General features: G+C 43.3%; 25 protein-coding genes. 17 read left to right on the plus strand and 8 right to left on the minus strand.

Going from position 1 to position 24469, the window contains the following annotated elements; genetic code table 11:
* The first annotated feature begins 30 nt into the window (after positions 1-30).
* The 8 genes from fsa to IHV10_RS08450 all read left to right on the plus strand — a co-directional run bounded on the left by fsa (position 31) and on the right by IHV10_RS08450 (position 6944).
* Positions 31-681, plus strand: coding sequence for a fructose-6-phosphate aldolase (gene fsa, locus IHV10_RS08415; protein ID WP_197128276.1), 651 nt, complete (start codon positions 31-33; stop codon positions 679-681).
* A 99-nt stretch (positions 682-780) separates the two neighbouring features.
* Positions 781-939, plus strand: coding sequence for a hypothetical protein (locus tag IHV10_RS08420; RefSeq protein WP_197128277.1), 159 nt, complete (start codon positions 781-783; stop codon positions 937-939).
* Between the two features lie 50 nt (positions 940-989).
* A complete protein-coding gene (locus IHV10_RS08425) occupies positions 990-2282 on the plus strand; it encodes a UDP-N-acetylglucosamine 1-carboxyvinyltransferase (protein WP_197128278.1) in 1293 nt (430 codons plus the stop codon).
* Positions 2283-2366: 84 nt separating this feature from the next.
* Positions 2367-3335, plus strand: coding sequence for a class II fructose-bisphosphatase (gene glpX / locus IHV10_RS08430; protein ID WP_066244703.1), 969 nt, complete (start codon positions 2367-2369; stop codon positions 3333-3335).
* Between the two features lie 344 nt (positions 3336-3679).
* Positions 3680-4966, plus strand: a complete 1287-nt coding sequence (rho, locus tag IHV10_RS08435) for a transcription termination factor Rho (RefSeq protein ID WP_197128279.1) — start codon at positions 3680-3682, stop codon at positions 4964-4966.
* A 104-nt stretch (positions 4967-5070) separates the two neighbouring features.
* Entirely contained in the window at positions 5071-5316 is a 246-nt protein-coding gene (locus tag IHV10_RS08440; protein WP_066399025.1) for a type B 50S ribosomal protein L31, read from the plus strand.
* A gap of 212 nt (positions 5317-5528) precedes the next feature.
* Positions 5529-6155, plus strand: coding sequence for a thymidine kinase (locus IHV10_RS08445; protein WP_197128280.1), 627 nt, complete (start codon positions 5529-5531; stop codon positions 6153-6155).
* A 318-nt stretch (positions 6156-6473) separates the two neighbouring features.
* A complete protein-coding gene (locus IHV10_RS08450) occupies positions 6474-6944 on the plus strand; it encodes a hypothetical protein (RefSeq protein ID WP_197128281.1) in 471 nt (156 codons plus the stop codon).
* 45 nt (positions 6945-6989) lie between these two features.
* On the opposite strand, the gene IHV10_RS08455 is transcribed toward IHV10_RS08450, so the two are convergent.
* Positions 6990-8324, minus strand: coding sequence for an FAD-dependent oxidoreductase (locus IHV10_RS08455; protein WP_197128282.1), 1335 nt, complete (start codon positions 8322-8324; stop codon positions 6990-6992).
* Positions 8325-8478: 154 nt separating this feature from the next.
* Between IHV10_RS08455 and IHV10_RS08460 the strand changes: the two genes are divergently transcribed.
* The 4 genes from IHV10_RS08460 to prmC all read left to right on the plus strand — a co-directional run bounded on the left by IHV10_RS08460 (position 8479) and on the right by prmC (position 11578).
* Positions 8479-8805 carry a hypothetical protein gene (locus IHV10_RS08460; protein ID WP_197128283.1) on the plus strand — a complete coding sequence of 109 codons (327 nt, stop codon included), beginning with the start codon at positions 8479-8481 and terminating at the stop codon, positions 8803-8805.
* A gap of 42 nt (positions 8806-8847) precedes the next feature.
* Complete coding sequence (locus IHV10_RS08465) at positions 8848-9492, plus strand: MOSC domain-containing protein (RefSeq protein WP_197128284.1); 645 nt, start codon at positions 8848-8850, stop codon at positions 9490-9492.
* A gap of 144 nt (positions 9493-9636) precedes the next feature.
* Positions 9637-10710, plus strand: a complete 1074-nt coding sequence (gene prfA, locus IHV10_RS08470) for a peptide chain release factor 1 (RefSeq protein WP_066399006.1) — start codon at positions 9637-9639, stop codon at positions 10708-10710.
* 1 nt (position 10711) lies between these two features.
* A complete protein-coding gene (gene prmC, locus IHV10_RS08475) occupies positions 10712-11578 on the plus strand; it encodes a peptide chain release factor N(5)-glutamine methyltransferase (RefSeq protein WP_197128285.1) in 867 nt (288 codons plus the stop codon).
* A gap of 140 nt (positions 11579-11718) precedes the next feature.
* Here the strand turns inward: prmC and rbsB are convergent, their stop codons facing one another.
* From rbsB to IHV10_RS08505, 6 genes are read right to left on the minus strand one after another with little or no spacing between them, the layout of a single operon-like run.
* A complete protein-coding gene (gene rbsB, locus IHV10_RS08480) occupies positions 11719-12636 on the minus strand; it encodes a ribose ABC transporter substrate-binding protein RbsB (RefSeq protein ID WP_197128286.1) in 918 nt (305 codons plus the stop codon).
* A gap of 12 nt (positions 12637-12648) precedes the next feature.
* Entirely contained in the window at positions 12649-13605 is a 957-nt protein-coding gene (gene rbsC / locus IHV10_RS08485) for a ribose ABC transporter permease RbsC (RefSeq protein WP_144696880.1), read from the minus strand.
* 1 nt (position 13606) lies between these two features.
* Positions 13607-15088: a sugar ABC transporter ATP-binding protein gene (locus IHV10_RS08490; RefSeq protein ID WP_197129868.1), complete on the minus strand. Its 1482-nt coding sequence runs from the start codon at positions 15086-15088 to the stop codon at positions 13607-13609.
* A gap of 15 nt (positions 15089-15103) precedes the next feature.
* The gene (gene rbsD / locus IHV10_RS08495) at positions 15104-15499 is read right to left on the minus strand and encodes a D-ribose pyranase (protein ID WP_197128287.1); all 396 of its coding nucleotides are present in this window, start codon (positions 15497-15499) and stop codon (positions 15104-15106) included.
* On the minus strand, positions 15496-16374 hold the full coding sequence (rbsK, locus tag IHV10_RS08500) for a ribokinase (protein ID WP_197128288.1): 879 nt from the start codon (positions 16372-16374) through the stop codon (positions 15496-15498). Before rbsK ends, rbsD begins: the two co-directional genes overlap by 4 nt.
* Positions 16367-17356, minus strand: coding sequence for a LacI family DNA-binding transcriptional regulator (locus IHV10_RS08505; protein ID WP_197128289.1), 990 nt, complete (start codon positions 17354-17356; stop codon positions 16367-16369). Before IHV10_RS08505 ends, rbsK begins: the two co-directional genes overlap by 8 nt.
* 411 nt (positions 17357-17767) lie before the next feature.
* Between IHV10_RS08505 and spoIIR the strand changes: the two genes are divergently transcribed.
* The 3 genes from spoIIR (at position 17768) to IHV10_RS08520 (ending at position 20213) form a co-directional block, all read left to right on the plus strand.
* The gene (spoIIR, locus tag IHV10_RS08510; protein WP_197128290.1) at positions 17768-18442 is read left to right on the plus strand and encodes a stage II sporulation protein R; all 675 of its coding nucleotides are present in this window, start codon (positions 17768-17770) and stop codon (positions 18440-18442) included.
* Between the two features lie 154 nt (positions 18443-18596).
* Positions 18597-19034 carry a GNAT family N-acetyltransferase gene (locus tag IHV10_RS08515; protein WP_066398985.1) on the plus strand — a complete coding sequence of 146 codons (438 nt, stop codon included), beginning with the start codon at positions 18597-18599 and terminating at the stop codon, positions 19032-19034.
* A 123-nt stretch (positions 19035-19157) separates the two neighbouring features.
* Positions 19158-20213, plus strand: coding sequence for an L-threonylcarbamoyladenylate synthase (locus tag IHV10_RS08520; protein ID WP_197128291.1), 1056 nt, complete (start codon positions 19158-19160; stop codon positions 20211-20213).
* 278 nt (positions 20214-20491) lie between these two features.
* Here IHV10_RS08520 and IHV10_RS08525 read toward each other — a convergent pair whose 3' ends face one another.
* A complete protein-coding gene (locus IHV10_RS08525; RefSeq protein ID WP_197128292.1) occupies positions 20492-22711 on the minus strand; it encodes a PAS domain S-box protein in 2220 nt (739 codons plus the stop codon).
* Positions 22712-22906: 195 nt separating this feature from the next.
* Here IHV10_RS08525 and IHV10_RS08530 point away from each other — a divergent pair, with 195 nt between their 5' ends.
* Complete coding sequence (locus IHV10_RS08530; RefSeq protein ID WP_231619514.1) at positions 22907-23449, plus strand: manganese efflux pump MntP family protein; 543 nt, start codon at positions 22907-22909, stop codon at positions 23447-23449.
* Positions 23450-23827: 378 nt separating this feature from the next.
* The gene (locus tag IHV10_RS08535; protein WP_197128293.1) at positions 23828-24436 is read left to right on the plus strand and encodes a low molecular weight protein arginine phosphatase; all 609 of its coding nucleotides are present in this window, start codon (positions 23828-23830) and stop codon (positions 24434-24436) included.
* Positions 24437-24469 lie beyond the last annotated feature (33 nt).

Consider the following 24469-nt stretch of genomic DNA (forward strand, 5'->3'; position numbering starts at 1 on the left):
CATACTCAAAAAAAACAGGAGTGATCATTTTTGAAATTCTTTATTGATACTGCAAACATTGATGATATTAAAGAAGCCTATGACCTGGGCATTTTATCTGGAGTAACGACGAACCCTTCTTTAGTCGCTAAAGAAAAAGGCGTTGATTTTCATGAAAGACTGAAGGAAATCACGAGCCTAGTATCGGGTTCTGTTAGTGCTGAGGTGATCGGAACTTCTTATGAAGAAATGGTTTCAGAAGGTCGCGAACTAGCGAAGATCGCACCCAACATCACGGTAAAAGTTCCAATGACACTGGACGGATTAAAAGCGGTAAAAACGTTCTCTGATGAAAACATCAAAACAAACGTAACGCTTATTTTTAATGCAAACCAAGCCTTGCTTGCAGCTCGTGCAGGTGCAACGTATGTATCACCATTCTTAGGTCGTTTAGACGATATCGGTCAAGATGGCTTGGAGCTTGTTTCACAAGTGGCACAAATTTTTGCGATTCATGAGATCCCAACAGAGATCATCGCAGCATCGATCCGCCACCCTGTTCACGTAACAGAAGCGGCACTACGAGGCGCGCACATCGCAACAATTCCGCCAAACGTAATCAAAGGACTAGTAAAGCACCCGCTAACAGATCAAGGGATCGAAAAATTCCTAGCTGACTGGGACGCTGCTAACAGAAAGTAATTTATTAGTTCTTTTTCTTTAATAAAAGGTGTTTTTATAACTTCCTGGATAAGTTGATTGTAGTGAAAGGTGCGAGACTCCTGCGGGACAGGTGGGCAGGTGAGACACTTAAGAGTGAAACGTACGAATGTGGCTCACCGCCTGCCCCGCGGAAAGCGAGCACCTGAAACGGAAATCAACTACTTTCAAACGCAACAAAGCAACACTCAAATTTTCATACATGAAAAGAAAATATTGGTAAATAATAGTACTATCTAAAAAGGTAATGCAATCACAACTTTTGTGACTCTTACTGAAAGGAGTTTACCATGGAAAAACTGATGATTGAAGGGGGCTATCCTCTAGAAGGAACGGTCCATATAAGCGGAGCAAAAAACAGTGCGGTGGCTTTGATCCCCGCGACGATATTAGCAGAATCTACCGTTACCATTGAAGGTTTGCCTAACATATCAGACGTTCGTATTCTACGTGATCTGTTAGAGGAAATCGGAGGGGAAGCTTACCTGGATGAGAATCAGACTCTAACGGTTAACCCTGAAAAAATGATTGCGATGCCGCTGCCGAGCGGAAAAGTGAAAAAGCTTCGTGCTTCGTACTATTTGATGGGAGCGATGCTTGGCCGTTTCAAAAAAGCGGTCATTGGATTGCCAGGAGGCTGTAACCTAGGACCTCGTCCGATCGATCAGCACATCAAAGGCTTTGAAGCGTTAGGCGCAAAAGTAACGAACGAGCAAGGAGCGATCTATCTTCGCGCGGACGAGCTCGTTGGTGCAAAAATCTACTTGGACGTTGTTAGTGTTGGTGCGACCATCAATATCATGCTCGCAGCAGTAAGAGCAAAAGGCCAAACGATCATCGAAAACGCGGCTAAAGAACCTGAGATCATTGATGTGGCTACCCTTTTAACAAGCATGGGTGCCAAGATCAAAGGAGCAGGAACGGATGTTATTCGTATCGATGGTGTCGATGAGATGCATGGCTGCCGTCACTCCATCATACCTGACCGTATTGAAGCGGGAACGTACATGATCCTAGCAGCATCTATGGGTCAGCAAGTATTGCTAGATAATGTGATTCCTCTACATTTAGAATCTCTCATTGCTAAATTGAGAGAGATGGGTGTATACATTGAAACAAAAGATGATCAAGTGCTCGTTTATCGTGGAAAAGATCCACTCAAGAGCGTTGACATCAAAACGCTCGTCTATCCAGGGTTTCCGACGGACCTTCAGCAGCCGTTCACTTCACTTTTAACAAGCTCAGAAGGAACGAGCATTGTAACAGATACGATCTACAGTGCGCGTTTTAAACATATCGACGAACTTCGCCGTATGGGAGCGAATGTGAAAGTAGAAGGACGTTCTGCTATAATAAATGGGCCAGCCAAGCTTGAAGGGGCAAAAGTGAAAGCTTCTGACCTTCGAGCAGGAGCAGCTCTTGTTGTAGCGGGTCTTATGGCTGAAGGTGTAACAGAGATCTCTGGTCTTGAGCATATCGATCGCGGCTATGAATCTTTAGTAGACAAGTTAAAAGGACTTGGAGCTAAGGTATGGCGTGAGAGCTTAGGTGCTGAAGAGTTGGAAGAGCTTAAGAATTCATAAGTTAAAACGAGAAATCACCATCACCTGGTGATTTTTCTTCAGGATAATTATGTAAGCGGTTAAAGTATGGGGAGGGAAACACACATGGAAAGAAGTTTATCGATGGAGCTTGTTCGTGTAACAGAGGCGGCAGCTCTTGCATCAGCACGTTGGATGGGAAGAGGAAAGAAAGACGAAGCGGACGACGCAGCAACAACTGCAATGCGTAACGTTTTTGATACGGTTCCGATGAAAGGGACAGTTGTGATCGGTGAAGGCGAGATGGATGAAGCTCCTATGCTTTATATCGGGGAAAAACTTGGGACAGGCTATGGTCCTCGTGTTGATGTTGCAGTAGATCCGTTAGAAGGAACGAACATCGTTGCATCTGGAACGTGGAACGCTTTAGCTGTTTTAGCGATCGCTGATCACGGAAACCTGCTTCATGCACCAGACATGTATATGGACAAGATTGCAGTTGGACGCGAAAGTGTTGGCAAGATTGACATTAACGCACCTGTTATCGATAACTTACGAGCAGTAGCAGAAGCGAAAAACAAGAATATCGAGGACTTGGTAGCAGTAATCCTAGACCGACCACGTCATGAGCAGATCATTCAAGATATTCGTGAAGCTGGTGCGCGTATCAAGCTGATTTCAGATGGCGATGTAGCAGCGGCGATCAATACGGCGTTTGACGATACGGGTGTTGATATTTTATTCGGTTCAGGAGGAGCTCCTGAAGGTGTAATCGCAGCTGTTGCGTTAAAATGCCTTGGCGGAGAACTTCAAGGTAAGCTGCTTCCTCAAAACGACGAAGAATTAGAACGCTGCAAACGCATGGGCATCGACGACGTTAATCGTGTATTGTACATGGACGACCTTGTAAAAGGGGACGACGCGATCTTTGCTGCAACAGGTGTTACAGACGGCGAGCTTTTAAAAGGAGTACGTTTTGACGGATCGACAGGTACAACGCAATCTGTTGTTATGCGTGCAAAGTCAGGAACCGTACGATTTATCGATGGAAGACACAGTTTGAAGAAGAAACCAGATCTTGTGATCAAACCATAAATAACGAGTGAGGCCGGACAACTTCGTCCGGTCTTTCCGTTACATTTATATGAATTAATCTTAGATTCAGTTGCAAAAGCTCGAGATGTATTGTAAATTCTCGTTAGAAGTGATTTACTTCTGAGTTTCTGTTGCTTGATTAAAGACCGAATATGTGGTTAAAATAAGAAGTATGATTCATTTTGTTCGATACATTTTCTTCATACCCACTAATACCCTTAACTTTCAAAGGAACTCCTTCCATTAAAAAAACCAAAACCAAACCAACAAAACAAACAAAAAAATCCCATCATAATTTTTAATAGATGTTTAGTTAGTTATTAATAGAAAAGCGTGGTGTCACTATGGGGATAGATTTAGCAACATTAGAGACAAAGAAATTAAAAGAGCTTTATGAGCTTGCCAAACAATATAATATTCAATATTACGGTAAATTAACAAAGCGTGAATTGATGTTTTCAATTTTGAAAGCACAAGCAGAACTTGATGGTTATTCATTCATGGAAGGTGTTTTGGAGATCATCCCGAACGAAGGATTCGGCTTCTTGCGTCCGATCAACTACTCACCGAGTTCTCAAGATATATACATCTCGGCTTCCCAGATCCGTCGATTCGATTTGAGAAACGGAGATAAAGTATCAGGGAAAGTTCGTCCTCCAAAGGAAAACGAACGCTATTATGGACTTTTACAAGTTAACGCGGTTAATGGTGAGGACCCTGAAACGGCAAAAGAGCGTGTGCATTTCCCTGCACTGACGGCTTTATATCCAGAAAAGAAAATGGTTATGGAGACAACGGGGAACAACATTTCAACGCGGATCATCGACATGATGGCGCCTGTTGGTTTTGGTCAGCGTGGTCTGATCGTCGCTCCTCCAAAAGCGGGTAAGACAAGCTTGCTAAAGGAAATCGCACATAGTGTGACGACGAACAACCCGCAAGTGGAGCTGATCGTCTTGCTTATCGATGAGCGTCCTGAGGAAGTAACAGATATCGAGCGTTCTGTTAAAGGAGACGTTGTAAGCTCAACGTTTGATGAAGTGCCAGAAAACCATATTAAAGTGGCAGAGCTTGTATTAGAGCGTGCCATGAGACTTGTTGAGCACAAAAAGGATGTTGTTATCCTGCTCGATAGCATCACTCGTCTGGCACGTGCATACAACCTTGTTATTCCGCCAAGCGGCCGTACACTATCTGGTGGTATCGACCCTGCTGCGTTCCACCGTCCGAAGCGTTTCTTCGGTGCTGCTCGTAACATCGAAGAAGGTGGGAGCTTAACGATCCTAGCAACGGCTCTAGTCGATACGGGATCTCGTATGGATGATGTCATCTACGAGGAGTTCAAAGGAACAGGAAACATGGAGCTTCACTTAGACCGTAAGCTGGCTGAGCGCCGTATTTTCCCTGCGATCGACATTCGCCGTTCTGGAACGAGAAAAGAAGAGATGCTTATCGCAAAGGATCATCTTGAGGCACTTTGGTCGATCCGTAAAACGATGGATGACTCGTTCGATTTCGTAGACAAGTTCATGAAACGCATGCGTAAAACGGAGAATAATGAAGAGTTTTTCGAGCTTTTTGAAAGTGAAAAAAAGGGTGCGCCAAAGCGAGCTAAACCCGTAACAAACTAACGAAAAAGTATGGTTGCAAATGGGTTTTGTCCCTGTTATACTATTTTTATGTGTTTATAACTCTGTCTCCGCATAGGAAACAGGGCAGAAGGAGTGGAATTAGAATGAAACAAGGAATTCATCCGAATTATAAAAAGGTTATCTTTGTTGACGCTCAAAGCGGATTTAGCTTCCTTTCAGGATCAACTTTGTCTTCAAGCGAGACAATGAAGTGGGAAGACGGTAACGAATATCCAGTAATTAAAGTGGATGTTAGTTCTGACACTCACCCGTTCTACACTGGCCGTCAGAAGTTCTCTGATGTTGGTGGACGTGTTGACCGCTTTAAGAAGAAATACAACCTTAAGTAATTTGTTGCAAGTAAAAGGGCAGGAGTCTTTCTTGCCCTTTTTTCTTTTGTATTTTATAGAAAACAAGAACTCGGTAACTGTTTTGATGGACCGGGTTTTTTATACGCCTTAAAAGGAGTCAAGGACTCCTGTAACGAACGTTTATGTATGGTAAAACATCATACATTTCGTACATACTAAGGAAAAGATTGTTGCGAAAGGGGGAGCAGGCCATGTATGTGATGAATCAAAATGGCTGGATCGAATTGATCTGCGGCAGCATGTTCTCTGGAAAATCAGAAGAACTTATTCGCCGCGTAAGAAGAGCGACGTATGCAAAGCAAAAAGTACAGGTGTTTAAGCCGCTGATCGATAACCGCTACAGCGAGGAATCGGTTGTGTCTCATAACGGAACCGCTGTTATGGCTGAACCAGTCGGACGTTCTGTTGAGATCTTAAAAAACGTATTGCCTGAAACCGAAGTCGTAGCGATCGACGAAGTGCAATTCTTTGATGAAGATATCATCCCAGTTGCTCAAGAATTAGCGGATCAAGGAATGCGCGTTATCGTTGCAGGACTAGATCAGGACTTTAAAGGCGAGCCGTTTGGACCCGTTCCAAAGATGATGGCTCTTGCTGAACATGTGACAAAGCTTCAAGCAATCTGCATGGTTTGCGGATCACCTGCGAGCCGTACACAGCGTTTGATCGATAACAGACCTGCTTCTTACGATGATCCAGTGATCCTAGTGGGAGCATCGGAGTCTTATGAGCCGCGCTGCCGCCATTGTCATGAAGTACCAGGAAAAAAAAGAAACCTCCTATCAAGCGCAGAGGGCTTAGAAGGTCGGTTGAAATAATATAGTGTGATCTGATTAGATATAGTCCGGGAGCTTTGTGCTCTCGGGCTTTTTTTGATGTTGGTGGTGCTTGCGGAAGGCAGCATGCAGTTGGAGTGGAGTCGAAACATGTCGCGGTGTGTCGACTCGTGGATAAATGGCCAAAACTTGTGGATTGAACGAAGGAATTTATGGATTGAAGGCCAAAACTTTTGGATTCAAGCTCCAAACTTGTGGATTCATCGCTACCTTTGACAATCATCCAGCCTAAAAACGTCTACCAACTTAACATAATCACCTCCTAAACAGGAAATCCTAACGATATGGGAGGTGTTTATAGTGAAAAAGGCAATCTATGCGCCGCTTTTAGCACTATTGGTAACAACAGCATGTTCACCTATGCAGTCTTATAAAGAAGAAGGGGCTAAAATTGAGCCTGCCGCTCATGAAGATAAACGGGATATTCGGGATAACCTGTTTGGTCATGGGATTATCAACTACCACCTAACCAAAAACGAACCACGAAACAACTACAGCTATGACACCAATATGAATCCAAATGATTATCGGACGATGAATACCACACGATTTGATCTTTCCGATGATCAAGATATGATTCGTCAGGCTGTTATTGATTCATCTGGGATCAATCCGCAGATGGTCACAGTAAACGGGAATTATGCACACATTCATGTGAATGTGCCGCATGATATGTCCAAGAAAGAACGGGCAGCTACGCATCGTAAAATTATGAACGCTGTAGAACGAGCTGTTCCACGATATAATTTCTCATTAAAAATCGATCATTAATGTGGGAAATAAAACGGGAAATGGGGTCAGACCCCATTTCCCAATTTATTTCCCAAGTCTTCGAGCAGCTTGCTGGATGGGATCCCATGAACCATTATAAGGAGGGGCGTATGCTAAATCCAAATCTGCCAATTCCTCTACATTCATCTCATGATAAAGTGCTGTTGCGAGGACGTCGATCCGTTTATCTACGCCTTCTTCACCGACAATTTGTGCACCTAGTAATTTCTCTGTTTCTTTGTGATACGTTAATTTTATTTCTAACTTCTTTGGATCAGGATAATAACCGGCATGACTTTTCGAAGTAATCTTGATCTCTGCAAAAGGAATGTTCAGTTTTTCTGCTTCTTTATTCGATAATCCAGTTTTTCCTAGTGTTAGGTCCATGAATTGGATGATGGACGTTCCGACGATTCCTTTGAACGGTTTCTTCACACCAACCATGTTTAATCCGGCAATCCGCCCTTGTTTGTTCGCTGTCGTTCCAAGTGGAATATGATCATTCAGTTTTTTTACACGGTGATAGTGAGTCGCACAATCACCAGCGGCATACACACCATCCACACTCGTTTCCATCGCCTCATTTACGACGATGACTCCTTGTTCATTGAGTGCCACGTCCGTTTCTTTTAAAAAGCCTGTGTTGGGTGACACACCGACTGACACGATCACAAGGTCTGTTGGATAATCTTTTTTAGCTGTTTTTACGAATTGAACGTGATCGTCGCCTTTAAAACCGAGAACTTCTTCTTCTAAACAAAGTTCGATCCCATGTTTCTCTGCTTCTTCATGGATGAATGGAGCAAAATCAGGATCAAAGATATTTCCAAGCTGATTGCTGCGCTGGATGATACGTACCTTTTTACCGAGTCTTAGTACGTTTTCAGCCATTTCAAGACCGATGTATCCTCCACCGATGATGGTTACGTGTTGAACATTTTTTAACCCAGCCATGAGATTCTCGGCATCAGGAATCGTCTTAAGCGGATAGATTCCCTGTAGATGCAATCCTGTCCATTGCTTCGGTATGATCGGACTAACCCCTGTCGCAACTAAGAGCTTATCATATGGCACCTCAAACGATTGCCCTGTCTTCGTATGTATACCAGTCACTTTTTTAGAGGTGGTATCTACAGCTGTTACCTCATGAAACGTACGAGCATCCATGCCATATTTTTCCCGGAACGTCTCAATACTGCGAGCGATAAGTTCATCAGTAGAAGGGATGAGCCCGCCTACTACATAAGGAAGTCCACATTGTCCATAAGAATAGATACCGCCTTTTTCAAGAACGGTTATGTTAGCATCTTTTTCATTTCGAACAATCTGCATAGCGGCACTCATACCAGCCGCATCTCCACCAATAATGCAATATTTCATCTGATCAGCTCCTTACGTCTCTCTAACCATATAGTATTCCCATTGTTGCGAAAAAAGTAACGTTTATAAGTATGATGCCACAACTCTCTTCACTTTGACCAACAAGAAGTACAGAGTTAAAACGAACTATGATAGTAGAAAGAGGTGGTGGACTGTGCTAGAGATCAAATCGAACGGAACGGACTGGAACGCACCGGTTCAGCCGATTCATACACTGATAAAAAAGCTTGAACAAAAACCATTGGATCCTGTCTATGAAGGCATGGGCAATTTTATTATTAAATATAAGAATCAAAATCAAACGGACAATCCGCGTTATGTTGGCTGTACGCATTTTCTAGGTCATTTTGCGACCATCCCTTATGTGTTCAATGTGATCACGAACGAAAAAGTGGTGATCGAGGAGCTGACGAAAGCGATTCGAATGAACCAGGAACGCATCGATTACGAGCAGTTGCGTCGCAATATCTTTTCCTATTAATTTCCTTTTGTCCTATGCTATGCTTTTTGTGAGGTGAGGGGAATGATGGGCAATATAGCTTCGTTAAACATTAAGCTGCCAGAAGAAGTTAAGACACAAACTAAAACTTTTTTTACAGCCTACAATAAAAAGCCGCAGCAGCAACCTGTTTTTTTACATAAAACTCATTTTGAAGGTGACGGAGTAGGGGATACGAAGCACCATGGTGGAATAGATAAAGCGGTATGTGTGTACCCGTTTGAGCATTATGAAAAATGGACGACTGAGCTGAATTTAGAAGCGCCGTTGTCTGTCCCAGCATTTGGAGAAAACCTTACTGTTAAAGGTCTTTTAGAGGATGATGTTTGTATTGGTGACGTGTTTTCTGTGGGTGAAGCGATCGTGCAGATCACACAGCCTCGTCAGCCTTGTCAGACGTTAGCTTCTATTCTTTGTCGGCCAGATATGATCAAAAAGGTTGTTGATACGGGGCGAACCGGTTATTACCTTCGAGTTTTAAAAGAAGGATTGGTTGCAGCAGGTGATGAGATGTTGCTGATTGAAAAACACCCTGCACACATTTCTATAACAGAATCGAACAGAATCAAGTATGGGTTTTTGAAAGATACTGAAAAAGTTCAAAGACTGATCGAAGTGAAAGAATTGGCTGAATCGATGAGAGAGTCGCTGCAAAAACGAAAAATGTAAATATCGTCTCAAGTTTCATAAAGGCTCTCTTTTTAAGGAAAGGGCGGCCTTTTTTATTGATTTCGTTCCTTTTTGCTTTTGACTGTAACACCTGTAATAGTCTATAATTATAATGTTATGCATATAAAACAGAGGTGAAAAACCATGTTAGAACGTTTAGAGACGATCGAAGCAAGATATGACAAGTTAAATGAATTACTCAGTGACCCTGAGGTTATAAATGATACGAATAAGCTGCGCGATTATTCAAAAGAGCAATCTTCCCTTCAAGATACAGTAGCGGTTTACCGTGAGTATAAAGAAGCGAAAGAGCAATTAGATGAAGCAAAATTAATGCTCGAAGATAAGCTTGATGCTGAAATGACAGCGATGGTAAAAGAAGAGATCTCAGGGCTAAACCAACAGATCGAAGAATTTACTGCTCAGTTAAAAATTCTATTGCTTCCAAAAGATCCGAACGACGACAAGAACGTTATCGTCGAGGTTCGTGGTGCAGCAGGTGGAGACGAAGCGGCACTTTTCGCTGGTGACCTTTACCGTATGTACACGCGTTATGCAGAGATGCAAGGATGGAAGTCTGAAGTAATCGAAGCTTCTTACACAGAGCTTGGCGGATACAAAGAGATCATCTTTATGATCAATGGTGCTGGTGCTTATTCGAAGCTTAAATATGAAAACGGCGCACACCGTGTTCAGCGTGTCCCTTCAACAGAATCAGGCGGACGTATTCATACGTCTACAGCGACGGTTGCTGTACTGCCAGAGGCTGAAGAAGTAGAGGTTGAGATTCACGAAAAAGACGTTCGCGTTGATACGTTTACATCTTCAGGTCCTGGAGGGCAGTCTGTAAACACGACACAATCAGCGGTTCGTTTAACACACGTTCCTACAGGTACAGTGGTCTCGTGTCAGGATGAAAAATCACAGATCAAGAACAAAGAAAAAGCGATGAAGGTTCTTCGTGCGCGTGTATATGATAAAATTCAGCGCGAAATTCAAAAAGAGTACGATGAGACACGTAAGAGTGCAGTTGGTTCTGGAGACCGTTCAGAGCGTATTCGTACGTACAACTTCCCGCAAAACCGTGTGACCGATCACCGTATCGGTTTAACGATTCAAAAGCTTGATCAAATCCTTCTTGGTAAGATGGATGAGTTCGTTGAAGCACTTATTACAGAAGATCAAACAAGCAAGATGAAAGCTCAGGCGGACGCGTAAAATGAGTACAAAAGTTCATGAAGCCCTCGCGTGGGCTTCTTCTTTTTTAGCCGAAAACGGACGTGAAAGTTTTGCTGCAGAAATTTTGATGAGACATGTTTTAGGGGATGTGAATCGAACAGAGATGCTCATGCGCCTTCATGATGTGATGAGTGAGGAGAAGGAAGCGCAGCTTAAATCTGTGGTCGCTCGCCACGTTGAAGGAGAGCCTGTTCAATATATTATCGGTAAAGAAGAATTTTACGGTCGGACGTTCTCTGTGAACGAAGAAGTATTAATTCCAAGACCAGAAACAGAAGAGTTGGTCGAGCACATCCTAACGCTGATTTCTGAACATTTTCGTGAGGATGAGACTGTTGCTGTTGCAGATATCGGAACAGGCAGCGGAGCCATTTCGATTTCATTAGCATTGGAAAATAATCGACTAAACGTATACACGGTTGATATTGCAGAGGAATCGATTGAAGTAGCGAAAGGAAACGCAGATCGACTTGGTGCAGAGGTTACATTCCTGCACGGAGACCTTTTACAGCCTTTTATCGCTAAAGGGAAAAAACTTGATGTAGTCGTATCGAATCCGCCGTACATTCCTGATCATGAGATCGCCGTCCTTGAAACGATTGTAAAAGACCGTGAACCGATGAGAGCACTAAGCGGTGGGGAAGACGGCTATGTGTTCTATCGACGATTTATGGAAGAATTACCGCTCGTTCTGAAAGAAAAAGCGATCGTAGGCTTTGAAGTCGGAGCAGGGCAGGGCGAGACGGTAGCGAGTATGCTTCGTGTCACGTTCCCTGGTGCGGATGTGTATGTAAAGGAAGACATCAGCGGCAAGGACCGCATGGTGTTCGCCATCCTCGGGAAATAACGTGGGAAATGGGGTCTGACCCCGGGTCAGACCCCAAACAATTTACACACAATTCAAAAGGCCGACTGAGTCCAAGCTTGTATCGCTTACACCCAGTCGGCCTTATCTAACTTCATACCATTCTACGCTTCACCTAGCTCTTATTCTTTCACCATCAACTTAAGTGGTGCTGCAATCTTCTTTTCTACTTTCTTTCCTGCTAGTACGTCGGATGCGGCTTTCACTGCAAGTTCACCGATCAGGTCAGGCTGCTGTGCAACGGTTGCTGCGAGTTTTCCTTCTTTAACAGCATTGATCGCATCATCATTTCCATCAAAACCAACAACAAGAACATCTCGACCAGAGCTGTTGATCGCTTGAAGTGCGCCTAGCGCCATCTCATCGTTATGAGCGAATACGGCTTTAATATCTGGATTTCCTTGTAGAACGTTCTCCATAACGTTTAATCCTTTTGTTCGATCAAAGTCAGCCGTTTGTTTGGCAACAATATCTAACTTTTGATCCGCTACATTGTGGAACCCTTTTCCACGCTCACGTGTTGCAGAAGCTCCAGGTACACCTTCTAATTCAGCTACTTTTGCACCTTCACCAAGCTTTTCTGCGATAAAGTCACCCGCCATCTGGCCGCCTTTTACATTATCTGAGGCAACAAGAGTGGCGACATCTCCTTTATCTGTTGAGCGGTCTAGTGTAACAACCGGAACATCAAGGTTGTTTGCAGATTGAACAGCAGTGGAGATTGCTGCAGAATCGGTTGGATTGATCAACAGAGCGTCAATGCCTTGCTGCAAAAGATCTTCTACATCGTTTACTTGTTTCGCAGAATCATTCTGTGCATCGACAACAATCACTTCCGCACCCTGCTTTTTCGCTTCTTCGATCACGCCGTTTTTCATCGATACGAAGAACGGATTGTTAAGCGTTGAAACGGATAGACCGATTTTAATTTTTTCTCCGTCACCTTTTTTAGCCGGCTTTGCCCATGAAGGGGGCTCTAAAGAACAGGCACCCAATAAGAAAACAGATAAAGACATGATGAGTAATAATGCTTTTTTCATTTAGAAACCCTCCTAAGCTGCTTTTTTACGGTCGATCAATACCGCGATCAAAATCACGATCCCTTTAACGACCATTTGGAAGAATGATGATACACCTAACAAGTTCAAACCGTTGTTTAACGTTCCGATGATCAATGCACCGATCAGTGTTCCGACGATTAGGCCACGTCCACCAGATAAGCTTGTTCCACCTAAAACAACGGCTGCGATCGCATCGAGTTCGTACGATGTGCCAGCAGTCGGTTGAGCAGAGTTCAAACGAGACGTAAGGATGGCCCCAGCTAGTGCTGCTAATAGTCCTGCTAGGGAATAGATCATAACTTTTACTTTTGTTACTTTGATTCCTGAGATGATCGCAGCTTTTTCGTTTCCGCCGATCGCATACGTTTTTCGTCCGAATGGTGTTTTATGAAGGATCACCCAAAACGCTGCAAATGCAAGCATCATCGTGATCGCTGGTACCGGAATACCTAAGAAATAACCTCGTCCAAACAGTTGGAACATATAGCTTTCGCCTAGACCCGTAATCGGATTTCCGTCTGTATACACTAACGTTAATCCACGGAAAATGGTCATCGTTGCGAGTGTAGCGATAAAAGGAGCCATTTTTCCTTTTGTGATCAAAAGGCCGTTGATCGCACCCATTACAGCACCTAGCAAACATCCGATCAAGATTGCTAGCATCGGATCGACGCCGGATACGATCATACCTGCCATCAATGCACTTGATAACGCGAGAATGGCACCAACGGATAAGTCGATTCCGCCCGTTAGAATAACGAATGTCATACCAAAGGCGATCAATGCGTTAATTGCGACTTGGCGCAGCAAGTTTAATAAGTTAAGGGGTTCTAGAAAACTAGGATTAAGGATTGAGACGATCGTTACGAGAATCAGCAGTCCTAATAGAGGTCCAAGTTTTTGCATCAAATTTTCTACATGATTTACTTTAGCCGGTGACGTTTTCATTTTATTGTCCTCCCGTTGCATATGTCATAATTCTTTCTTGCGTGGCTTCAGTCTTCGTGAGCTCACCACTGATCTGTCCTTCGTGAACGACAAGAATGCGATCACTCATGCCAAGAACTTCTGGAAGTTCTGACGAGACCATAATAATCGCTACACCTCGATCGGTGAGTTCGTTCATCAACTGATAGATCTCACGCTTTGCACCAACATCAACACCTCTTGTTGGCTCGTCCAATATCAATACTTTAGGTCCGATTCCAACCCATTTTGCTATTACAACTTTTTGCTGGTTACCTCCGGAAAGGTTCTTGGCGTTTGTTTCGCTCGATTCGGTCTTGATCTGTAAACGTTTGATGAGCATGTCAACAAAGTCAGACTCTGTTTTATAATCGATCACGCCATTTTTAGAAAAACTTCGTAAGTTCGGCAGTGCCATGTTTTCACGTATCGAAAAATCGAGCACCAAGCCTTCGTTCTTTCTATCTTCTGTGATAAAACCGATTCCGCGTTTTACGGCCTCGTAAGGGTTTTTAATAGAAACCTTCTGACCGCTGATCCAGATCTCGCCCGAATCAAGCTGATCGAGACCGAATAATGCGCGCATGATCTCTGTACGACCTGCACCCATAAGTCCTGAAACGCCAACGATCTCACCGGCTCTCACGGAAAAATTAATATTTTCAAAGATTCCATTTCTTGTCGCGTTCTTTACTTCTAAAACGGTCTCACCAACTTGTGGATTTCGCTCTGGAAAGCGATCTGTAAGCTCGCGGCCAACCATCTTTCGTACCACTTCATCAAAGCTAGTCTCTGAGATCGCTTTCGTATCAACCGTTCTACCATCTCTCATCACCGTAATACGGTCACAGATCGCGAAGATCTCTTCCATGCGGTGTGAGATGTAAACGATCGATACACCTTCTGTTCGTAGAGCGTTGATCACGTCAAACAATTTCTCGATCTCACGCTCTGTAAGAGCAGCGGTCGGCTCGTCCATAATGATGATTTTGGCGTTTGTCATAAGCGCCTTCGCGATCTCGATCATCTGCTGTTCACCAACTGAACAGAGTCCTGCATCTTTTTCAAGTGGAATGGTAACGGCTAACTTTTCAAATTGCTTTTTTGCCAACGCTTTCATTTCTTTTGTTTTTAATAGACCGAACGGTGACCGCAGCTCTTTTCCGATAAAAAGGTTATCAAGCACGGTCATGTCAGGCCATACGTTCAATTCTTGGTGGATGAACGCGACCCCGTGCTTCTCGGCTTCTTTTGGGTTATCAAAATATCGTTCTTGTCCATCGATTCGGATGGTTCCTGAATCTCGTTTATGAAGGCCGGTTAAAATGTTCATCAATGTAGATTTTCCTGCGCCGTTTTCACCCATTAAGGCGTGCACTTCGCCTGATTGAAGGTCGAAGTCAACACCTGATAAGACTTGATTGGCACCAAATGCTTTATATATGTCGTTCATTTGAATGTGCAACACGATCACCTCTTTTTAGAAGATTACACCTGCTTGCAGGATACAGTTCGCATACGGAGTGACTTCACCAGTTCGAATGACTACTTTCGCCTGCTTTGTTAATTGTTTAAACGCTTCATGAGAAACGAATTTTTGTTCAGATTCAGAAAACGTCTCGTTCATAAACGTTAAAGTCTTTTCGTTTTTCTCTTTAATCTCACTCGCAAGTATCACTTGTTCCACGACCATATCCTCTGATACAGCAGAAACAACATCCGAGAAGCTCGGTACCCCAAGCGTAAGTGCGAGATCGATCCGCGGAACATCGCTTGGAATCGGAAGGCCAGCATCCGCGATCACGATAAGGTCTGTATGTCCAAGGTCACTTAATACTTTAGAGATATGACTGTTTAAGATGCCGTGTCGTTTCATAGAGATGCCTCCACTTCCGATCGATTCGGCATGCCGCCTTGAGCACCGAACTTTGTAACGGATAGGGAAGCGGCTCGGTTAGCAAACCGCAAACTTTCAGAGATGCTTTTTCCTTCTGCTAAAGCAACGGCTAATGCCGCATTGAATGTATCTCCAGCACCTGTCGTATCTATCGCCTCTACTGTGTAAGAAGGAACGGTGATCTCTTTTTTACCATCAAAATAACGAGCGCCTTCTTTTCCCTCTGTAATAAATACTTTGTTCGGATACTGTTTCAGTGCTGACTCTGTTGACAGTCCATCGAAAAGAACAGCAGCTTCATGTTCGTTCGGTGTAATATAGCTTGCGCAGTCGATCACTTTTTTTGAGAGTGGGCGAGCAGGTGCTGGATTCAATAACAATGGAACATCAAGTTCCTTGCAAAGCTCACTTACATATTCAACCGTTTCTTCCGGAATCTCTTGTTGAATGAGCACTATACTCGCTTGTTTGATAAGTGCTTCTGATTTTTTTACATAATGGGGAGTCACATGATCGTTCGCACCTTTGACAACGACGATGCTGTTATCACCTTCAGCTAAAATGATATGAGCCGTACCACTCTCTGTATCTGTAACCGGTTCCACATTTGTTACATTAACACCGTTTTGTTTAAAATTTTCTAGAATCGCTGTTCCATAATGATCGTCACCCACACATCCGATCATGTAAACTTCTGCACCAAGACGAGCAGCCGCGACTGCTTGGTTCGCTCCTTTTCCTCCGGGTACGGTTTTAAACGAACGTCCCAAAACCGTTTCTCCCGCTCCTGGACGTTGATCAGATGTAACGACGAGGTCCATCGAAGAACTTCCGATGACTACAATTTTAACCATTTGTATCAACCTTTCTTGTTGTGTTTCGATCTATAAATGTAACAGGCAGTTGAACTTGCTGTTGATGAATCTTTTCTTGATTGATAATCTTCATAAGCAGCTGTGCCGCTTCTTTTCCCATCTCATAAGCGGGTTGGCGGATGGTAGAAAGGGAAGGGAATAACAAACTGCTTTGTGGAATATCATCAAACCCTATGATCTGCAGTTCATCCGGAATTGATTTTCCGAGACGAAGAGCTTCATGTAAGACGGCTGTAGCCACAATATCGTTGCTCGCTAGCACACCATCTGTATCAGGATACGTTGCAAAAAGTTCTTTCGCCCATTTCTCTGCATCTTCAAATGCAAAAGAAGTCGTCGACATCACATGAAAATCAATGTTTGATTGACTTAACACTTCTAACGCGCCTTGAAAACGGTCTTGAGCTGGCTGGATGTGCGCGGGACCTTTTAAAATCGTGATCCGCTTGCTGCCTCTTTTTACGATCTCTTCTGCAGCTATTCTTCCGCCTTCTTTTCCATCCGCATAGACCGATGGATAATCACTTGAAGTTCGGTCTAGAAAGACTACGGGAATGGACAGGTTTTTATAGTTGTTCTTTGCTTTATTGTTGGTGGCTGAGATGATGCCGACTACATTGTTCTGAGTAAACGTGTTCAAATAATCGAGCTCTTTTTCCGCATTTTCATCACTGTTTCCAAAAAGAATACGATAACCGCCTTTTTGCATCTCATCTTCCACACCTCTTGCCAGCTGTGGAAAGAAGGGGTTCGTGATGTCTGGCAGCAATAAGCCGACCAGTTTGGATTTCTTTTTATAGAGGGAGCGGGCGACTTCATTTGGGCTGTACTTCAGCGCTTCAACGGCAGCCATTACTTTTTTACGCGTATCTTCATGAACGTATCCATTCGCATTCAAAACGCGAGATACCGTCGCAACCGATACACCTGATTTCTTTGCCACATCACGAATCGTAACCAAATTTCCGCCTCCTCTAAAACAAATATGTAACCGTTTACACATTTAAGTTAACAGAAAAAGAAGCAGCATGCAAGTTGGTAAATATTTCTCTAGTTTGGTTGTGTTTAAAAAGACTTTCTTCAGATCTTACTCTCCCGCATCTTTGAAAAGTTGAGTGAAGTGAAAGGTGCGAGACTCCTGGGGGATCAGCGGGACAGGTGAGACACCTAACAGTGCAGAGCGCTAGGTGGCTCACCGCACGCCCCCCGGAAAGCGAGCATCCTGTAACGGAAATCAACCACTTTCATCACGACAAAGCACTAGCAGAAGTGTTTTTGTCGAATCAGACAGAACGAAAATTACTAGATTACTAGTATGAAAAAATCCCACCGTGTCCAAACTGTGGTTAGATACGACGGGGGAGGAAAAACAATGAAAAAGCGCAATCATTTCTTTATTCTAGTTCTTATCTCTTTAGCGGTGATGTTCTTATTCTTTGAAACACAAACCAAGGTGGCGAACGCAACAATGAACGCCTCTGTTAAAATACCGGAAGAATCAATCAGACTTCGCATTCTAGCAAACAGCAATACGGATGCTGACCAAAAGCTGAAGCGCGAGATCCGTGACGAAGTGAACGCCCAGATCACAACTTGGGTGGATGAGTTATCTACAATTTCAGAAGCACGTGAGATCATTCGTAAACAACTGCCAACGATTGAAAAGATCGTTCAAAGTAAGCTGGATGAAGCAGGGCTTGAGAAGACGTTTTCTGTAGAATTAAACAAAGTAGCTTTCCCTACTAAAATGTATGGCGATTTCATCTATCCGGCAGGACAATATGAAGCAGTACTGATCACACTTGGTGAAGGTGAAGGGAAGAACTGGTGGTGTGTACTTTTCCCGCCATTATGCTTCCTAGATTTTGAAAATGGCGATGCTGTAAAAGAGAACAAAGGTGGCAAAGGTGAGGTAGTGGATACGGCTGCTGATGCAGGTGCGGATGAAGCGGTTCAAGCAGATGAAGCTGAGGAAATCGAGACGAAATTCTTTGTGGTAGAACTATTTGATAGCCTCTTCAGCTTTGTAGGTTCCTTATTCTCGTAAAATGTGCATATTTTCCTCCCTATTTTCATAGATTATAGAAAACAAAGAAGGTGACCTAGTGGTGGTTAGCCTTCTTTTTTAAAATGATTTTTGCGATGAAGGTGAAAAACAGCTGAATGAAGGCTGAAATTATATAGGAATAGGGGAGTTAGTGATGACGATTATTTTAAGGCAGGCTATGCAACACGAAGCAAAAGATCTGTTACAGCTAGTCGGAAAAGCTGGACTTCAGTCTGAAGGGATCAAAGACAGCATCGAAAATTATTTAGTGGTTGTAAACGATCAGGGTGAGACGATCGGTACGGTAGGTTTGGAGAGAATCGGAAACGACGGCTTGCTCCGTTCTTTCGTACTGAAGCAGAAATATTCCTCAGAGACGCTTCTGCTTAAACTCATTGATAAAATTTTGGTATACTCAAAAGATAAAGGAGTCGAAACCCTTTATTTACTTACGAAAGCTGTGCACATGTTTGAGCAACTTTCTTTTAAAACGATTCCTAAAGATAAAGTGCCTCCACACATTGAGAGTGCGGATCATATAAAAAATAACGCAACATCAGGAGCAGAACTTTTAGCTTATGCACTGGATTAACAAGTGTTTGTCAACAAGTTGTCCACAATTTCCGACAAATTGTGTATAACTCTGTGGATATAAAAGTTTTGTAATCGACCTTTTCATATCATGTCGGCCTGAGTAATAGAAAGGATTTATCATATGAAATCATTCCAAACGGAACGCTGGCCTGTGGATAAAACAGAAAAATCTTTAGTAAATCATCCACATATTATTCAAGCTTCCCTGTGGATAAATAAGAACGAAGTAGTCGCTATCCCAACAGAAACGGTCTACGGATTGGCTGGAAATGCGAGAAGCGATGACGCCATCAAACGCATTTTTGAAGCGAAGGGAAGACCGAGTGATAACCCTCTGATCGTTCATATCTCTGATAACTCGCAACTGGAAGGTCTCGTTTCTTCTGTTTCACATACCGCTCAGAAATTGATGGATGCTTTTTGGCCGGGACCTTTAACGATTGTATTACCAAAAGGAGAAAACGTTAGTGAACGAGTAACCGCTGGGTTATCCACAGTTGCTGTAAGGATGCCAGACCACGAGATTGCGCTCGCTGTCATCGCAGCTTCAGATGTTCCACTTGCAGCACCAAGCGCGAACCTTTCTGGAAAACCAAGTCCCACTTCAGCTCAGCATGTATATGAAGATCTGAAGGGTAGGATTCCGGGCATTGTAGATGGCGGTTCAACAGGTGTTGGCGTAGAATCTACGGTCGTTGAATGTACAGATGACCTTGTCACGATTTTAAGACCTGGCGGAATAACGTTAGAGAAGCTTAAAAAAGTAGTGGGTGCAGGACGAGTTGTGGTAGATCCGGGATTGGAGAACGAAACGCATGCTCCTAAATCGCCAGGTATGAAATATACACACTATGCACCTGACGCACCGTTCGTTCTTGTGGATGGAAGCCAGGAGTTTTTGCAGAAACTTGTGGATAAAGAACGCGAAGCAGGAAAACGGATTGGAATTCTGACGACAGAAGAAAGAGCTGGTGTTTATAAAGCGGATTGTGTGATTCCAGCTGGAAATCGTTCCAATCCTGAAACAGTGGCTCAACATCTATACGAAGCGTTACGAGCATTTAACGAAGCTGGTGTAGATCAGATTTTCGGAGAGGTTTTTCCGAAAACAGGCGTTGGAGTCGCGATTATGAACAGACTTGAAAAATCGGCCGGTGGAAATATCATAAAAGAGTAGAATTAAGGCTCTGATTCAATGTTTATTGATTGAATAAGAGCTTTTTTTGTTTTTAATGGAAGCTGAAGTGGCTGTTTGATCTAGTATGCACTGAAAATTTTGTTAGTGGAAATCGTAAAGTTAAATAATTTCACGGTAATTCATTTTATTTTCACGGTAACACAATATATATTCACGGATAGTGCTAATAATTTCACGGATAAAATTATTTAAACGATTTTCGACAAATAGAGGCTACACCAAGTGTCCAAATACAAGAAAAACAAGCCAGCGTCTACTTAAGACGCTGGCTTGTTTTTATCGATCGGAAGCAGGATCGAAAAGGTCGTTCCTTCATCAATCTTGCTATTGATCAAGATTTTACCGTGGTGGTTCTCTACGATTTTGTAACAAATCATGAGGCCGAGGCCGGTACCTTTTTCCTTTGTGGTATAAAACGGTTCACCCAACGTTGGCAAGCGTTCTTCTGAAATTCCACAGCCGTGATCGATAAATGAAGCGATCACATATCCGCCTTCTTTCTTTAAGTGAATATGTACAGAGCCGCCGGTTGGCATCGCTTCGATCGCGTTTTTTAGCATGTTCACAAATACTTGCTTGATCTGATTGTCAACACACCATATTTCGGGCAGATCAGGTTCACTCTCGAAATAGATCTGGACATTCGTTAAAATCGCCTGTGTATCAAGAATCGATATAACGTGTCGCAACAATTGGCGAAGGTCTGTTTGTGTAAAGTTCATCGCTTGCGGTTTGGCGAGTAACATAAACTCTCCGACGATGCTGTTGATTCGATCGATCTCTGAAAGCATAATCTCGTAATAGTCCTCGTGCTCTGATGCTCTAGACTGCAGAAGCTGTAAAAAACCGCGAATCGAGGTGAGCGGGTTGCGGATCTCATGCGCAACACCAGCGGCAAGCTGACCGAGTACAGAGAGCTTGTCAGATTTTCTTAGCATTTCCTCAGTCTTTTTTCGTTCGGTTAGGTCACGTGCTACAACAACGAACGAGTCAGGCTGATCAGAATCGTTTGCGATAGGGGTTGCGTTTGCTTCAAGGGTTACCCAGTGTCCGTGTGCGTGCTTGCATCGAACTTCAAACTTCACAGGCTTTTGCGTTTGAACCATCTCGTTCATCGCCATTCTTACTTTTGCCCGGTCATCTGAATGAAAGAATCCTTGAATCTTTTTTCCATCATAAAGCGAAGGATCAAAGCCCAGTAAGAGACGATTTGAAGGAGATACATATTTGACGTTTCCTTCTAGGTCAACGACACCTACTAGATCAGTCGTGTTCTCTGCAATGATTCGATACTTTTCTTCGCTTTCTTTCAACGCTTTTTCTTTTAGTTTTTTATCCGTAATATCTCTTGAAATCGCAGAAAGTGCGACGACTTCACCGTTTTCGCCATAAATGGGGCTTAAGGAAAGGCTTACATTTAATCGTTTGCCACACTTCGTCAATCGTATAGTCTCTACACCTTTTACATATCCTCCATGCTTGACGATCGTCATCAGTCTTTCGGATTCAGCTTCTTTATCTTCAGGTACTACGGGAAGGATGTGTGAAGTCAGGTTGTTGAGCTCGTCTTGAGACCATCCGTATATAAATTCAAACGCCGGGTTCACTTTTACAGAGTAGTCGGTTAAGTGGACGACCGAAATCGCGTCACTAGAATGATAGATAACAGATTCCAGCAGATCCTTTGTTTCTCGAAGTTCTTTTTCTGATTCTCGTTTTGCGGTTACGTCTTTAGCGATCCCGAAAACACCGAGAACTTTATTGAGCACGATGATCGGGGTAAGGGTGAACATGATCTGACGCGTTCCACCGTTCTTTTGCTGAATTCGCGTTTCATACATTTTGGATTGGCCGTTTAGCGCATCCTTAAACTGATCGATCGCAGCGGCTCTTCGGTCAGGCAACATGAACGGGTTAAAGGTCATGTTCAAAAGCTCCGTCTCACTATAACCGCTCAATGTCGTACACGCTTTATTGACCGTCGTAAACTTGCCTTCGAGGTCCAGTGAAAAAAGAGCATCGATGTTATGATCCATCAAGGATCGAAAACGCTGTTCACTTTCGGCGAGCTGAGTCTCAACAGATACTCTCTCTGTCAGATCGACACAGAATCCATAAACCTCAGAAACGGTACCATCGCTTTTATAAATAGGTCCGATCGCAGCTAGAAAAGGAATGCCGTTCAGCTCAGATTCGTACGTAAGGCTCTCTCCGTTTAGTGCTCTTTCGTACATTTCTTTTTTAAAGTCTGCCATCTCTTTAGGAAAGATGTCTTCTATTCTCTTTTGCAGTACGTTTTCTCGTTTGAGGCCAAACAAGTCAAACAGTTCACCTTCGCTCTCGGTCATAATGAGATCTTCATTATGCTTCATACATCGAAAAGTCATGCTTTTTTGGCGTGAAAGGCCAGTCGGGAATGGTGACGATCGCCACATGTCATTTTCATTTTTCGTAATGGCCGATGCGTTATGGACCATGCTTGTTCCTCTCCTTTACGTACAGATTCACTTCCTTTTATATACGATATAAATCACATTATCCCTTCCTCTAAAGCGGTAAAGAGTTCATTTTTTCATCCGCTCAACAGCTTGTTTGTTTTTTAGTCTTTTTAAAAGTAGACATGCATAGTCTGAAAGTATGATGGTTAAGGGAGTGGGAACTATTTGGCAACCATGGGAGAATGGATGACACTTTTGTTTATGTCTGTTGCCCTAGGTATGGACGCTTTTTCGATCGGCCTAGGGATGGGGATGTTATCACTTCGATTCAAACAAATTATGAAAATAGGAATAACGATAGGGCTTTTTCATATGCTCATGCCGCTCGCTGGAATGTCGATCGGTAAACAGATCTCTGTGCATTTTGGAGGTATCGCAGCCATTATTGGTGGGATTTTGCTCGTTATCCTAGGTGTTACGATGATTCGGTCGTCCTTTTCAAATGATGATGAACCGTTCGTGCGTCCGGTTGGGTTTGGTCTATTCGTCTTTGCGTTGAGTGCTTCGTTAGATAGTTTTTCAGTTGGGTTATCTTTAGGGATCTATGGAGCAAAAACATGGCTCACCATTGTGATGTTCGGAATGATGAGCATGATCTTAACCTGGGCAGGGTTGATGATGGGAAAAAAAGTGCAGAAGTGGCTCGGCTCGTATGGAGAAGCGTTCGGCGGCTGCATCCTGCTTGCATTTGGGGTGAAGATTCTTCTGCCGTTTTAGAAAAACGCAGATGCTGCAAGGAAGAGTTGATTTCCGTTTCAGGTGCTCCCTTTCCGGGGGGCGTGCGGTGAGCCTATTAGCGCTTTGCGCTGTTAATAGTCTCACCTGTCCCGCTGATCCCCCAGGAGTCTCGCACCTTTCTCTCCAATCAACTTGTCAATGAAGTCAGCGGTACTGTAAGACAAAAGTAAGCGTGATGAAGAATGTGAAACTATGTTGCTCATGTGAGTTATTACTATCGTCACTTGTGCATGACTTAAAGGTGAAAAACGAAGCAACTTCCTATATTTTTAATTCACTGATCCGATGATATACTTACTAATAAGAGCGTTAACCTATAGAAAAATAGGGAAAGATAGAATATGAGGTGAATTCACCATGAATGTTTTATTTATTTGTACAGGCAATACGTGTCGCAGCCCGATGGCTGAGGCCATTTTACGCAAAAAAGGAAAAGGTAAGTTCAACGTTAAATCAGCTGGTGTATTTGCTGGAAACGGTGCCGTGATGAGTTCGAACGCGACACAAGCTCTTTCAGAAAGAAGTATTAAAGAAAGTCATCAGTCACAAGGCGTGTCCGATTATTTGATTGAGTGGGCAGATCTTATCTTAACGATGACCGAGAGCCACAAGCATGCGCTCGTCGGACGTTGGCCAGATGCGGTGAATAAGACGTACACATTAAAAGAGTATGTTCTTGACGACGATGAGCAGAAGAAGATTGAAGAGATCTATGAGCTCTACACAGAGATCGAGATGCTGAAGCTTCAATACATGTCAAAGGATTCTGCAGATGAAGAAGTGAGACAGGCGTTTGAAAGGGAAGTTAGGCCGCTCGTTGAAAGAAGGATGAAGCTAGAAAGTGAAGTACCTTCTATAGACATTACAGATCCTTTCGGTGGACCGCTTCATCTTTACCAAGAAACAAGAGATGAGATTGAAGCGCTTATTGAAAAACTAATGAAAAAAGACGATAGCAAGAAGTAGTAAGACAAAATGAGGTAAGGCTGTCCTAAATTG

Source organism: Fictibacillus sp. 5RED26 (genome assembly GCF_015903895.1).
GTDB lineage: Bacteria > Bacillota > Bacilli > Bacillales > Fictibacillaceae > Fictibacillus > Fictibacillus phosphorivorans.